The organism is Methylomonas sp. Uni0009 (assembly GCF_054188105.3).
Map to the genome: position 1 here is coordinate 2944814 of NZ_JBTAFN010000001.1, position 14211 is coordinate 2959024.

At 53.4% G+C, this 14211-nt stretch carries 10 protein-coding genes; 4 read left to right on the top strand and 6 right to left on the bottom strand.

All coding sequences use genetic code 11. The annotated features are described in order from the left end of the window. Window positions 1-30: 30 nt before the first annotated feature. Both ACWAU0_RS13855 and ACWAU0_RS13860 read right to left on the bottom strand, forming a co-directional pair. Window positions 31-876 carry a PA4780 family RIO1-like protein kinase gene (locus ACWAU0_RS13855; protein WP_458137017.1) on the bottom strand — a complete coding sequence of 282 codons (846 nt, stop codon included), beginning with the start codon at window positions 874-876 and terminating at the stop codon, window positions 31-33. A gap of 116 nt (window positions 877-992) precedes the next feature. Further along, window positions 993-2176 (bottom strand): IS3 family transposase gene (locus tag ACWAU0_RS13860; protein WP_458137018.1). Its coding sequence is split into 2 segments (ribosomal slippage): window positions 993-1912 and window positions 1912-2176, totalling 1185 coding nucleotides; the frame shifts between segments, so codons are not numbered across the junction. Window positions 2177-2455: 279 nt separating this feature from the next. On the opposite strand from ACWAU0_RS13860, the gene ACWAU0_RS13865 reads away from it, so the two are divergent. The 4 genes from ACWAU0_RS13865 to ACWAU0_RS13880 all read left to right on the top strand — a co-directional run bounded on the left by ACWAU0_RS13865 (window position 2456) and on the right by ACWAU0_RS13880 (window position 7667). Beyond that, window positions 2456-3991 (top strand): phytoene desaturase family protein, encoded by a 1536-nt coding sequence (locus ACWAU0_RS13865; protein ID WP_458137019.1) that lies wholly within the window; start codon window positions 2456-2458, stop codon window positions 3989-3991. 3 nt (window positions 3992-3994) lie between these two features. After that, window positions 3995-5587: an aldehyde dehydrogenase family protein gene (locus ACWAU0_RS13870; RefSeq protein WP_458137020.1), complete on the top strand. Its 1593-nt coding sequence runs from the start codon at window positions 3995-3997 to the stop codon at window positions 5585-5587. After that, complete coding sequence (locus tag ACWAU0_RS13875; RefSeq protein ID WP_523070804.1) at window positions 5587-7086, top strand: phytoene desaturase family protein; 1500 nt, start codon at window positions 5587-5589, stop codon at window positions 7084-7086. The genes ACWAU0_RS13870 and ACWAU0_RS13875 overlap by 1 nt, the downstream gene beginning before the upstream one ends. 167 nt (window positions 7087-7253) lie before the next feature. Then, window positions 7254-7667: an RNA recognition motif domain-containing protein gene (locus ACWAU0_RS13880; RefSeq protein ID WP_101055079.1), complete on the top strand. Its 414-nt coding sequence runs from the start codon at window positions 7254-7256 to the stop codon at window positions 7665-7667. 29 nt (window positions 7668-7696) lie between these two features. On the opposite strand, the gene ACWAU0_RS13885 is transcribed toward ACWAU0_RS13880, so the two are convergent. Genes ACWAU0_RS13885 through ACWAU0_RS13900 form a run of 4 tightly spaced genes read right to left on the bottom strand, consistent with a single transcriptional unit; the run spans window position 7697 to window position 14172 of the window. Further along, the gene (locus ACWAU0_RS13885) at window positions 7697-9361 is read right to left on the bottom strand and encodes a diguanylate cyclase (protein WP_458137022.1); all 1665 of its coding nucleotides are present in this window, start codon (window positions 9359-9361) and stop codon (window positions 7697-7699) included. A 2-nt stretch (window positions 9362-9363) separates the two neighbouring features. Then, the gene (locus ACWAU0_RS13890) at window positions 9364-9813 is read right to left on the bottom strand and encodes a response regulator (protein ID WP_033155432.1); all 450 of its coding nucleotides are present in this window, start codon (window positions 9811-9813) and stop codon (window positions 9364-9366) included. Further along, window positions 9803-11989: a CHASE domain-containing sensor histidine kinase gene (locus tag ACWAU0_RS13895; protein ID WP_458137023.1), complete on the bottom strand. Its 2187-nt coding sequence runs from the start codon at window positions 11987-11989 to the stop codon at window positions 9803-9805. The genes ACWAU0_RS13890 and ACWAU0_RS13895 overlap by 11 nt, the downstream gene beginning before the upstream one ends. Next, complete coding sequence (locus ACWAU0_RS13900) at window positions 11986-14172, bottom strand: PhnD/SsuA/transferrin family substrate-binding protein (protein ID WP_458137024.1); 2187 nt, start codon at window positions 14170-14172, stop codon at window positions 11986-11988. The genes ACWAU0_RS13895 and ACWAU0_RS13900 overlap by 4 nt, the downstream gene beginning before the upstream one ends. Window positions 14173-14211: the final 39 nt, after the last annotated feature.

The window sequence follows — 14211 nt, forward strand, 5'->3', positions numbered from 1 at the left end:
CACCGGCTTTTTCTTTTTTAGGGCTCAGGGCTATGGAGTTTGGAGAAAACGCTGCTTGGCTTCGTTGTCTTCGCGTGCGGCGTCTATTTCGCGGATCACACTGCGTAGATCGGCTGGTTTATTACTGTCTGCGAAATGCCCGGTCAGCTGAGTTTCCGGGTGCAAATCGCCGCTTTGGTATAGCTTCCACATTTCCTTACCAAAGTGTGTCGTCAACAATTCCGGCGCGAACTGGCCGAAGTAGGCGGCCATATTAGCAACGTCGCGCTCCAACATCGCGCGGGCGTTGTTATTGCCGGCCGCGTCCACCGCTTGCGGTAAATCGATAATCACCGGCCCGTCGCTGCCGACCAGCACGTTGTATTCCGACAAATCGCCATGCACCAGACCATCGCAGAGCATGCGCACGATCTGGCCAATCAGAAACGCATGGTATTCGCGGGCCAGCTCGGCCGGCATTTCCAGATCGTTCAGCCTAGGTGCCGGGTGGCCGTCGGCATCTGCGACCAATTCCATCAACAGAACGCCGTCAATAAAGTTATAGGGTTTAGGTACTCGCACGCCGGCATCCGCCAAGCGGTATAAAGCCGTCACCTCGGCATTTTGCCAAGCCGATTCCTGCTCTTTACGGCCATAGCTACTGCCTTTTTCCATGGCTCTGGCGCGGCGGCTATTGCGCACTTTGCGGCCTTCCTGGTAAAGCACGCTTTTCTTAAAGCTGCGTTGGTCGGCTTCTTTATAAACCTTGGCGCAGCAGATTTCCGCGCCGCAACGCACCACATACACGGCGGCTTCCTTGCCGCTCTTCAGCGAGCCTATGACCTCGTCGATCAAGCCGCTATCGATTAGGGGTTCAAGTCTTTTCGGTGTTTTCATACTGCCTATTATGCCGCGCTCGCATGAATATCGCGCAAAACTTCTGCCAATCGATGCACTTTTAGCCGCGAGAACAATCCTTATAGTCCCCTCCGGTTCAAATCAATATGTAGTGGTCAACTTTTTTCGGACAGCCAAATAGGTTGTTGATCTGCCATTTTCATTTCATAGCCATTGGGCGGCAGGTAGCCCAGTGACGAATGCAAGCGCCGACTGTTGTAGAAATTGACGATATAGTCGGTCACGTCGCGGCTGGCTTCGGTATGGTTGGCATATTGGCGACGCCAGACGCGCTCCATTTTCAGATTGAGAAAGAAGCGCTCCATCACCGCATTGTCCCAACAGTTGCCCTTGCGACTCATGCTGCCTTGAAAGCCATGGCGTGCCAGTAAATCCCGGTATTCGTGACTGGCGTACTGGCTGCCCCGGTCGGAATGCACGATCAGGCCCGGCGGCGGTCGGCGCTGGGCGATGGCAATCTGCAAGGCCGTGCAAACCAGCTCCGCCGGCATGTTGGGCGCCATGGCCCAGCCCACGATTTTGCGCGAATACAGATCCAACACCACCGCCAGATACAGCCAGCCGCTCAGGGTCCGAATATACGTGATGTCCGAGACCCAGGCACGATTAGCCTCAGTCTGTTCAAACTGGCGATCCAGCACGTTCTCGTACACCGGCAGATTGTGATTGCTGTCGGTGGTATGCACGAATTTGGGCTTCCAGATCGGCTTGAGCTGGAGTTCCTTCATCAGGCTGCGCACACGATAGCGGCCGATCTCAACGCCCTGTCCCGCCAATTCTTTACGCAGACGGCGACTGCCATAACATTGACCCGTGGCGTCAAACAGGCTCCGCAGCCGAACCCGCGTGCCGCAAAGCGCTTGCGGCTGCCGAACGCGCCGTCGGGCCGCATACAGTCCAGATCGACTGACGCCCAGCAATTGGCAGCTCTGTTGTACGGTGACGGCCTTCTCTGCTGTTAGCTGCTGAATCACTTGGTGTTTCATCGCAGTTCTCTGGCAAAGAAGGCCGAAGCCTTTTTGAGCAGTTCGTTATCCGAACGCAGTTGCCGATTTTCCTGTTCCAGCTGCCGAATCCGCTGCTGGTCCGGGGTTAACGGCTTGCCCATACCCGGCTGACCGGATTGCTCCGCCTGCACCTGCTTCAACCAGCGACGCACCGCCGTCTCACCCAGTTTGAGTTCCTGGCAAACCTGAGCCACCGTCAGTCCTTGCTCCTGGATCATCTTCACTACTTGCAGCTTGAACGCCGCATCAAAACTTCGTCTTTCTTGTTTCATTAGGTTCACCTTCTAGATTGATAGTTTATCAACCTATCTCGGTGTCCATTATTATTAGACCACTACAATAAGCGCCGATTCGTAAAGGCTATCCATTGAATCGCCGTTGATTTCTCGGTGGCTACAACCTTAGATAAAATCGGGTTTGCCGGGCTCGCGTAGCGTCTGCTAGTGCGCTTGGTTTTACTTTGGTGTTGGTGAATAGGTCGCTTTTTGACATTTTGCTGTTACATTAGCGCTTTTATAAAACGACTCGGCAAGCACCGCTCATCTCATATCATGGCAGATTCAAAACATATCATCATCGTTGGCGCTGGCCCGGGCGGCTTGTGCGCCGGCATGTTACTCAGTCATCGCGGCTTTAAAGTATCCATTTTCGATAAACATCCCAATGTCGGCGGCCGCAATCGGGCTATCACCATGGATGGTTTTACCTTCGATACCGGCCCGACCTTTTTGCTGATGAAGGGTGTTTTGGACGAAATGTTTGAGTTGTGCGGCCGGCGTAGCGAAGACTATATGCAGTTTATGCCGCTGAGTCCGATGTACCGCCTGTTGTATGACGACCGCGAGATCAATGTGTTTTCCGACCGGGAAAACATGCGCGCCGAACTGGAGCGGGTATTCGATGAAGGCAGCGCCGGCTACGAGCGTTTCATGGATAACGAGCGCAGCCGCTTCAATCGTTTGTACCCGTGCATTACCCGCGATTACTCGAATTGGTCTTCGTTCTTCTCGCTGGATTTGATCAAGGCCTTGCCTTGGCTTGCCTTTCCAAAAAGCGTGTTCAACAACCTGGGCCAGTATTTTGACAAGGAAAAAATGCGCCTGGCGTTTTGTTTCCAATCCAAGTATCTGGGCATGTCGCCCTGGGAGTGTCCGGCACTGTTTACCATGTTGCCGTACCTTGAGCATGAATATGGCATTTACCATGTGGCCGGCGGTTTGAATAAGATTGCGACGGCGATGGCGCAAGTGGTGACCGAGTCCGGCGGCGAGATTCATTTGAATGCCGAAATCTCCTCCTTGATCGTCGAAGACGGCGCGACCAAGGGTGTGAGACTGCAAAACGGCGAGGAAGTACGCGGCGACGAAGTGATCGTCAATGCCGATTTTGCCCACGCTATGACGCATTTACTGGAGCCCGGTACCTTGCGCAAATACGATCATCAGCAATTGCAAAAGCGCGAGTATTCCTGCTCGACCTTCATGCTCTATTTGGGCCTGGATAAACAATACGATTTGCCGCACCACACCATCGTATTTGCCAAGGATTACCGTACCAATATCCGTAATATTTTCAGCAATAAAACTTTGACCGAGGATTTTTCGTTTTACGTGCAAAACGCTTCGGTCAGCGATGCCAGCCTGGCGCCGGCCGGCAAGTCGGCGCTATACGTGCTGGTGCCAATGCCGAATAACGACAGTGGCGTGGATTGGCAAGCTCATTGCGCCGCTGTGCGCGAGCAAGTGCTGGATACGCTGGGCGCGCGTCTGGGTTTGAACGATCTTCGTGAGCATATCGAATGTGAAAAGATCATCACCCCCGGCACCTGGGAAAGCGAGGAGCACGTTTATAAAGGCGCGACCTTCAGCCTGTCGCACAAGTTCAGCCAGATGCTGTACTGGCGGCCGCATAATCGCTTTGAAGAGTTAGATAACTGCTATCTGGTTGGCGGCGGCACCCATCCCGGTAGCGGTTTGCCGACTATTTACGAGTCGGCGCGGATTTCCTCGAATCTGATTTCCCGCAAGCACCGGGTGCATTTCAAGGAAATCCAGCAAAGTACCTGGCTGAAAAAAGCCAAGGCCTAAGTGATGGCGACGATGCAGGCCGTTTCACCGGTCGATGGCCGCGTGTTGGGTGACTTTCCGGTTAGCGATTTAGCGGCGATTCAGCAGCAGATGCTTGCTGCGCGTGCTGCGGCGCAAATCTGGGACAAACGGCCGGTAGCCGAAAGGGCGAAAATTCTAGCCAAGCTGGTGCCTTTATTGATGGCCGAATTGGACGCGATTTGCGAGCAAATCAGTCTGACTACGGGCAAAGTTCGTACCGAAGCTTTGCTGGGTGAGATTTACCCGGTTTTGGATTTGGCCCGCTATTACCAAAAGCACGCCGCCAATATCCTGGTCTATCAAGGCATTCCCACGTCACCGTTTGCCTTTCCTGGCGCCACTGCCGGTATCGAGCGGCGGCCCTACGGCGTGGTGGCGGTCATTTCACCGTGGAATTATCCGTTTCAACTGTCGGTCGGGCCGATGCTGACCGCATTGTTTGCCGGCAACGCGGTGATTCTGAAACCCTCCGAATTAAGCTTGCCGGTCGGTCAGCTGATTTTCGCTTTATTTAAGCAATTGGATTTACCTGAAGGTTTAGTGCAATGGTTGGTTGGCGACGGTGTGACCGGGGCGCAGCTGATCGACGCCGGTCCGGATTTGGTGTTTTTTACCGGAGGCCTGACTGGTGGTAAAGCCGTCATGCAGCGCGCCGCGCAGCATCCGATTCCGGTGTTGCTGGAATTGGGCGGCAAAGACCCGATGCTGGTATTCAACGATGCGGTATTGCAACGCGCGGCCGATGCGGCTTTGTACGGTGCGTTCTGCAATAGCGGCCAGGTCTGCGTGTCGGTCGAGCGTTTGTATGTCCAGCAGGACTGTCACGATGAATTTTTAAGCTTGTTGCAACAGGGCGTTTCGCAATTGCAGGTCGGGCACCGCCCGCACGGCGACTTGGGTGCAATGACCAGCGAAAGGCAAATTGCAGTTGTCGAGGCGCATTACCAGGATGCCATTGCCCAAGGCGCGCAAGCCTCCGGGCCGCTGGAACGGCAGGGTAATTACCTTAAACCCGTCGTGCTATGGAATGTCCATCACGGCATGCGGGTAATGCGCGAGGAAAGCTTTGGGCCCTTGCTGCCGGTGATGGCCTTTAGTGACGAAGCCGACGCCATCCGTCTGGCTAACGACAGCGAGTTTGGTTTGAATGCCAGTATCTGGAGCCAGGACATAGCCAAAGCCGAGCGGGTCGCCGGCCAGCTGCAAGTGGGCAATTGGGCAGTCAACGACGTGATCAAGAACATTGGTCATCCCGGCTTGCCGTTCGGCGGCGTGAAAAAAAGCGGCTTTGGCCGTTATCACGGCGCGGAAGGTTTGCGCAGTTTTACCTATCCGGTGGCCGGCATGACCAGCCGCAGCCATTTACCCAAGGAACCTAACTGGTTTCCGTATTCGGAGCAGCGCTACCAGGATTTCAAAGGCTATATGGACTTTGTCTACGGCGAAGGTTCGCTGTGGCAACGCATCAAGCGCAACTGGCCGGCGTTACAAGCTTTTCGGGAATATTCAGCGTTCGATTTAACCCAGCGCTGGCAAAATCTAAAATTACTGTTGTCATGGAAACGGGACTACTGATGAAGCAAAACAATAACAATAAACGTGTCGTCGTCATCGGCGCCGGTCTGGGTGGTTTGTCGGCGGCTATTTCGCTGGCTAGTGAAGGTTTCGCGGTGGAGTTGGTCGAAAAGAACGACAAGGTCGGCGGCAAGCTGAACATCATGACTAAAGACGGTTTTACCTTTGATTTAGGACCGTCGATCCTGACCATGCCGCATATCTTCGAAGCACTGTTTACCAAAGTCGGTAAAAACATGGCCGATTATGTCGGCATCGAAAAAGTCGAGCCACACTGGCGCAATTTCTTCGAAGACGGCACGCACATTGATTTATGTGAAGACCCGGAAAATCAGCGCCGTGAACTGGACAAATTGGGGCCGAATACTGCTGCCGAATTCGCCAGCTTCATGGCCTATTCCAGAAAGCTGGGCACGGAAACCGAAGCCGGCTATTTTGCCAAGGGCTTGGATACCTTCTGGGAATTGCTGAAGTTTTACGGCCCCATCCGCGCCTTGAATTTCGACGTATTTCGGTCGATGGATCAGGGCGTCAAACGCTTTATTTCCCATCCCAAACTGATCGACATCCTGAATTACTTCATCAAATACGTCGGCTCGTCGCCTTACGATTCGCCGGCTTTGATGAATCTGATGCCCTACATTCAATACGAATACGGCTTGTGGTATGTGAAGGGCGGCATGTACGGCTTGGCGCAAGCCATGGAAAAGCTGGCTATCGAGTTGGGTGTAACCATTCGTTTGAACAGCGAAGTTGAGGAAATTCAGTATCAGGCCGGTAAGGCTACCGGCATCAAACTGCAAGGCGGCGAGGTATTGGCGGCGGACATCGTGGTATCGAATATGGAAGTGATTCCGGCGATGGACAAATTGCTGCATAACTCACCGGCGGAACTGAAAAAAATGCAGCGCTTCGAGCCGACCTGTTCCGGCTTGGTGTTGCATTTGGGTGTGAACCGGTTGTATCCGCAATTGGCGCATCACAATTTCTTTTATTCCGATCATCCGCGCGAGCATTTCGACGCGGTGTTTCGTAGCGGCAAATTGTCCGACGACCCAACGATCTATTTGGTCGCGCCGTGCAAAACCGATCCGAGCCAGGCGCCGGACGGTTGCGAGATTATCAAAATCCTGCCGCACATCCCGCATATTAACCCGGACAAACCGCTGACGGCCGACGATTACTGGGCGTTGCGCGAGCGGGTGTTAGCCAAACTGGAGCGCATGGGTCTCACCGATTTACGCCAGCATATTGTTACTGAGGAATACTGGACGCCGCTGGATATTCAGGCCAAGTATTATTCCAATCTGGGTTCGATTTACGGCGTGGTGGCGGACCGTTGGAAAAATCTCGGCTTCAAGGCCCCGCAACGCAGCAAGCAATTAAGCAATCTGTATTTCGTCGGCGGCAGCGTCAATCCGGGCGGCGGCATGCCGATGGTGACCTTGTCCGGGCAGTTGGTGCGGGATAAGATTTTGGCGGACTTGGGGCAGGCTTAGCCCCAGGCAGACAAAAAATAGGATTTGCATAAGCCGGTTAAATTTAAGCCTACACTTAAGCGGCGTTTGCATGGCTTGGGGTTAGCCCGGCATAAACCCATTCGCGCCGGAGTGCAGTGTTCACGCGCCTTTGGCTTATTTCGTATGCCTACTGTTAGCTAGATTTTATGCTGCTTTTTTTTCGGAATATCCCGGCATCGACCCGGCCCAACGAGTTGTATTCTTACGTGGCGATGGCGGTCAGTGAAGATTTAATAGAACAGGCCAAGCACGTGATAACCGTCGACGTGATGGTGATTCGGGACAAGCGCAGCAATCAGCTGGAGCATCACGGCCTGGTGTCAGTGAATTCCGATGAAGCCGGTATTCGCGCTATTAAGAATCTGAACGGCCTGTTGTTTAACGGTTGCGAGGTTTTGGTGCGAGTTTACAAACAGCGCGACGTCAAAAATGACCGGCGCCGCAATGGGGTGCCGGTGCCGAGTGAGATTATCGAGAAACGCATTCAGGATCGGCGCCGCGGCGCTAGCGTGGAAATTTATGTCGATTTTTCCAATGTGTTCTATCCCATCACGCTTTAAAGGCGCTTTGCAGTTTTGGCATTAGACCGCTAAAGCCAGACGCGTACGCAGTTCCTGCCATTTTCCTTAGCGGTGTATAGCGCTTTATCAGCTTTGGTCAATACGCAATCCGCCGTACCGCTATCGGCATGCATTAAGGCAATTCCGATACTCACGGTTATCGGAATTGTATGCTTATCAATAACCAACGGTGTATCGGCCAGCACTTTACGTAAGCGTTCGGCAATTATCATGGCTGGTTCGGCGTCGGTCTCAGGCATGAATATCGCGAACTCCTCGCCGCCAATCCGGCCCACGACATCGATCTCGCGTAATTCCGCGCGCATAATCCCGGCAAAGTGTTGCAACATTGCGTCGCCGGTGGGGTGTCCGTAGCCGTCGTTAATCTGCTTGAAATGATCCAGGTCCAGCATTAATATCGCTACCCGGTGATTATTGCGCTTTACTCTGGCAAATTCGTTTTCCAGACGGGCCATAAAGTGCCGGCGATTTAAAAAACCGGTCAAACCGTCGGTTGTTGCCAATTCCCACAGCTCGGTTTGCATCCTTTTGCGTTCGCTAACATCCTGTTTAACGCCGACGAAATGGCGTATGCAGCCTTGCTGGTCCTTGACTGGGGAAATCACCAGTTCTTCGTCATACAGTTCGCCATTTTTGCGCCGGTTGACGATTTCGCCGCGCCAGGTATTTCCAGCTAGTATGGTCTCCCATAAAGCCTGATAAAACGCCTGGTCTTGCTTGCCGGATTTAACCAGCTCGTTGGGCCGCATGCCGGTGGCTTCTTGGCGACTAAAGCCGGTCAGCGTTTCAAAGGCTTTATTGGCCCATTCGATATTGGCATTTATGTCGGTAATCACTACACCATGTTCCACCGTTTCCAGGGCCGATATTAACAAGTGGTCGCGCAACTCCGACGCCTTGCGCAAGCTGATATCCTGATGGATACCGACCGCGCGAATCGGTTGGCCCTGAAAATCCCACTCCAGCACGCGGCCGGTATCGTGTACCCAAACCCAATGGCCTTGCTTGTGCAGTAAGCGATGTTCAGCAGAGTAAAGCTCGGTTTCGCCGCGCAAATGCGGCTCCAGAGAGGCTGTGATTAAATGCCAATCATCCGGATGCACCAAGCGTTTCCAAATGTCGATATCGGATCCCACCTCGTCAAGCGTGTAGCCCAGCATAGAGGCCCATAGGTCGTTGAAAATCACTTTCCCGCTGGGAATATGCCAATCCCATAAGCCTAAGCTTGCGCTCTGTAAGGCCATACCCATCCGTTGCTCGGACTCGTGAAGCCGTTTTTCCAAGCTTATCCGCGTCAACGCGTAGCGTATTGCCCTGACCAGGCTGTCGGTGTCTATGCTGGATTTGATCAGATAATCCTGCGCGCCGCAGTCCAGAGCCTTCAGAGAAAACTCGGTATCGTCGTGCCCGGTCAGCACGATAATCGGCAGTAGTCGGGTCGCTTTGCGAATGCGTCTGACGGTATCCAAGCCTCGCGAATCCGGTAGGCTTAAATCCACCAGCACCACGTCGATTTTTTGTTGGGCAATAATTTGTTCGCCATCCGCCAAATTCTCGCGCCAGATCAACTCAAAACGCAGAGTAGGCGAGGCGCGCAAATATTGACGAACCAGGCTGGCATCGCCCGGTTCGTCTTCGATTAATAAAACGCAGCAATTTGTCGCTTCGGTCATAATTATTGCTTGCTTGGTAAGCGCACTACATTGAACCAATAGCCTTCGATTTGCCGAACCGCCGCGATAAATTGTTCGACATCCACCGGTTTGGTAATGTAGCTATTGGCGCCTAGTTGATAGGTTGCGACCACGTCGCGCTCAATATCGGAAGTGGTCAGGACAATAGCCGGAATGCTGGAAAAGTCCGGTTCCGACTTGATTTTAGCCAGAAACTCGCGGCCGTTCATGCGCGGCATATTCAGATCCAGTAAGATCAAATCCGGGCGCGGCACGTCGGCATAGTCGGCGCCTTGCCGCCGTAAAAACGCCAGCGCTTCGACACCGTCCCAGACATGATGCAGATTGCAACGCACCCGGTTTTCCTTGAAACTCATTTTCACCAGATGGGCGTCGGCGGGTTCGTCTTCCACCAGCAACACATCGAACAGCGGCGTTGATTTATCCGTCATGCTTATTTCCTTCTATATTGGGTAGCTCGAACACCACTGCCGTACCGTTCTGCGCTGTACTTTCAATCCAAATTTTGCCGCGACAACTGCTGACGATGCGGCGGGCTATCGACAGACCAATGCCGGTGCCGGCCTCGTTGTCGCGATAATGCAGGCGCTCAAAAATTTCGAAGACCCGTTGCCGGTATTCCGCATCTATCCCATCGCCGTTATCGCGCACATAATAACGATTTACGTCCAGATCGGATACGCCGCCAATTTCGATCCGTAAGGGTTGTTCAGAATTGGCTGGCCGGCCGTGTTTGAGTGCATTGTCCAAAAGCAATCTAAATAGCTCGGCCATGCGGGGGAGATCGATATAGGCATGCGGTAGTTCGCCGACGCTGACACTTGCGCCTGCAATCGCTATCGCGTCCGCTAAAGCGTGGATAGCCGCTTGGGCAGCGGTTTTGGCGTCCACATGAGTCATTTTGTCGCGGGCTTGATCGGCCGTCACATACAGTTGAATGTCACGTACCAGACCGATTAAACGCTGTGCGTCGTGTTCCAGATAATCCAGGCTACTATTAATGTCTTCGTCGCCCAAGGCCTCCGGATACGCCTTCAATGAGTTGCGTAAGCGTTGAGTAAAACTGCTGAAGCGGCGAGTCGGCTCCATCAAATGATGGGCGGAAATTTCTGCGAAACGGCTCAGGTCGGCGTTGCTGGATTCCAGAGCCATGCTGATTCGTCTACGCTCGGTAATATCGATGCAAGAGCCGATATAACCGACGAATTCGCCGTGGTCGTCGTAACGGGGAATACCGGTGTCGAACAACCAGCGATATTCACCATCGTGGCGTCTCATACGATATTCCATGCTGAAAGGCAGGCGTTTTTCAAAGTGTCCGGTGTAGTAGTTTAGACAATACTCCAGATCATCCGGATGCACTGTTTCTGTCCAGCCATTATCTAGTTCTTGTTCAATACTGCGCCCGGTAAAGTCTAACCAGACTTTGTTGAACCAGTAACAGCGCTTGGCTGAGTCCGAGAGCCAAATCATCACTGGCGCCGAGTCCGCCATGGCCCGGAACCGGCTTTCGCTCTCGCGCAATTCGGCGGTCATGTTTTCTGCCAGGACCATTGCTCGGCTGCGGCTATTCACCAATTGCCAAGTCAACAGACTTAATAGCAGGCTCAGGCTTACGCTGTTGCCGGCGATAATGAATGGCTTGTCTTGATCGACACGCGCTTGGAAATTCGGTTCGGCATGAATCAATAAGGTCCACGGGTGGCAAGCCAACACAATCTGTTGTTTGGAAGTCAATAGTGGTTGAATGTTTGCCGGCGGTGCGGAGCCGTACATGCGGCTTTCTTCGTTTAATGTTTCTCCGTCGAATATTTCCAATCCCAAATCGCTTTCTAGTTCGCCGCCAATTCCGGCCATTAAGTCCTTGGTGCGGAATGGTGCGTAAACCCAACCCAGCAGATCGGCGCGGCGTTGCTCCAGCGTATCGTGCGGCACGTCCTTTTTATACACTGGCAGGTACATTAAAAAGCCGGCTTGCACGTCTTGTTCGGTTTCCTGCAATAAGATTACTTTGCCGCTGATGCCCAGGCTATTGTTGTCGCGGGCATAGCTCATCGCGCGGTTTCGAGTTGGCTCAGAGAACATGTCGAAACTGAAGGCGCGTAGATTGCGACCTAAAAAAGGTTCCAGATAAATTATCGATGTATAAAAATCCCGCTCGCCGGCGGGATGGATGTCGTAATCGGCAAAGCCTTGTTTGCGCATCTCGGCAACATGCCGGTCTTTCTCGGTTTTCGGTATCCACAGCGAAAAGCCCACGCCCTGGATGCCGGGAAAGCGTTGGTCAAGGTTCAGTGCGGAGACATATTCCCTATATTCGCTGCGTTCTACCAGTCCTGATGCGGCAAACAAACCCCGGGCGCCATATAACATTTGCTCGTAAGTTTGTAATCGTTGCTCAATACTTTGCACCAATTGCCGGACGCGGAAATCGAAATAGAGCTGGCGTTCGTGTGCCAAGTCTTCAACCGCAATCCGCCAAGCCTGATAGCTGGTGAGCAATGTAATCAGCAGGACTGCCACCGTCAGCCAGTGGCTGTAATACCGCGGTTTGCTCAGGCTTGAGCGTGGCTGGGCGCCGACCGAAGTTTCAGGGTGCTTATTCATGTCGGCTGGCTGTCGGTTGTGGGGGTATAGCCCAAGGGAATTTCAAACGTAAAACAGGAGCCCAGGCCTTCGCCGGCGGAATCCACCCATATTTTGCCGTTGTGATGTTCTATTATGCGCCGGCACAAAGCCAGGCCCATACCGGTGCCTTCGAAGCGCGTGCGGGCTTGCAGGCGGCTAAAGAACTGAAACAGCCTATCAAATTGTCCGGGGTCTATACCGATGCCGTTGTCGCGCACGCTGAGCCGCCAACAGCCGTCAATGACCTCGGAGTTAACATCGATAATGGGAGCTTGGTATTCTTGCCGGTAGTGCAGGGCGTTAACCAACAGGTTTTGCAGCAGGCGGCTGAGCTCGTCGCGGCTGGCATACAGGATAGGCCAGTCGCCTTGGCAACGGATGTTGGCTTGGCATTGTGTTGCCAAGGGTTCGACGAATTGCAACACTTCGTCGCGGACCGCGTCGCTGGCAATCCAGGATTTTTGTTGAGTCTTGCGGCCGACGCGCGAATACTCGAGCAGCGAGACGATCATCGCATCCATCCGTTTGGCACCCTCCAGCGCAAAATTCAGATTTTGCCGCGCGTCTTCATCCAGTGATTCCCTGAGATTGCGTTCCAAAAATTGCAAATGGCCGGAGACCATGCGCAAAGGCTGGCGCATATCGTGGGAGACACTGTAAGCGAACTGTTCCAGATCGACATTGGAACGCAACAAGGCGTCGTGGCTTTGCCTTAATTCTTGTTCTATCTGTTTTTGCTTGTCGATATCGACATGCGTACCCAACATCCGTTGCGGTTTGCCTTCGGGCGTGTGCGCCACCACCATGCCCTTGGCGAGTATCCACTTATAGCGTCCATCCTTGCAGCGCATGCGAAACTCCACCCAATACAATTTATTCTTGCCGTCGAAGTAGTCGGACAGGGTTTGCAGTACCCGGTCGGTATCGTCCGGATGCAGGCTGTCGCGCCAGGCATCGAAGTTATTGGCGAATTCTTCGGGTTGATAACCCACCATTGATTTCCAGCGCGGCGAGAAAAACACCTCGCCGCTGACAATGTCCCAATCCCATACCCCTTCGTCGGCGCCTTCCAGAGCAAATTTCCAGCGATATTCGCTATCCGCCAGTCGAATATTCTGTTCGCGGACTCGGCGCCGTTCCGCAGCGAGATAACGGTTTACCCAGAACAAACTCAAGCTGAGTAACACTACCAGCATGACACCGGCGCTGAGTGCCAGTATCGGTGTCGGGTAGCGTTGCCAAATATCCGTCAACGTGAATGACGGAACGGCGTCGAAGGGCTTGGCACGCACGTTCCGCAGTAGTTGTTCCACCGAATTGTAATCGGCCGGGATGGTAAAGCCTTCAATCCCCGGAATAAGGTCGGGGCTCATCAGCAGCAAACAGCCGGCGACTTTTTTGGCCAGCGCGCGGTCTACGTTGGGCATAGCTAAAAACGGCCACTCGGGATAAAGCGCAGTCGATAGCAGCTTGAATTCAGTAGAGGGTTGGACGTTGAGGATTTTGATTTGCCGCAGATCGAGCTTGCCATTTTTGGCCAAATCCTCCAGAACTCCGGTGCGGACAAAGCCTATATCGGCGTGCCGGGACAATACCGCTTCCGTTACCGCATCGTGCGGCATACCTGTGATGACCAATTGGGATGCCTTGACTATGTCTATGCCAGCTTGGGCGGCTTCGTAGGCTTGCATTTGAAAGCCGCCCAGGGAGTCTTGACTGGTAGCGGCGATTTTTTTGCCGCGCAGGTCGCCGAGTGCGTTGAGATCCAAACGCTCGGCTTTCGCAAAGATGACGCCGCCGAACTTATCCTGAGAGCCGCCGTCCTCGTGTCTGAGCAATGTGGCCAGCGGTGCTGAAAAGCCGTGTTGATAGCTGATATGGACATAGTGGCCGGGATTGGTCAGCACAAAGTCCAATTGGCTACTGTCCACACCGGCCTCCAGTTCGTCGTAGTTCAAAGCTTCGACGATGAATTCGCGCTCCGGTATAGCCTGGTGCAAGACTTTACTCAGTGCTTGCCATTGTTCCAGGGTTTGCGGCTTGGGCCGATAGGCTAATACACCGATCCGCACTGGTGCGTCGGCCAGCGCTGAAAAGCTGACCAGCACGCAACAGCCCAGTAACAGAAATTTAATCCGGTTAAGCAAAGCGTTTGTAATCATTAATAAATGGCCACGGCTCATTTAGGTAAAACCCAATAC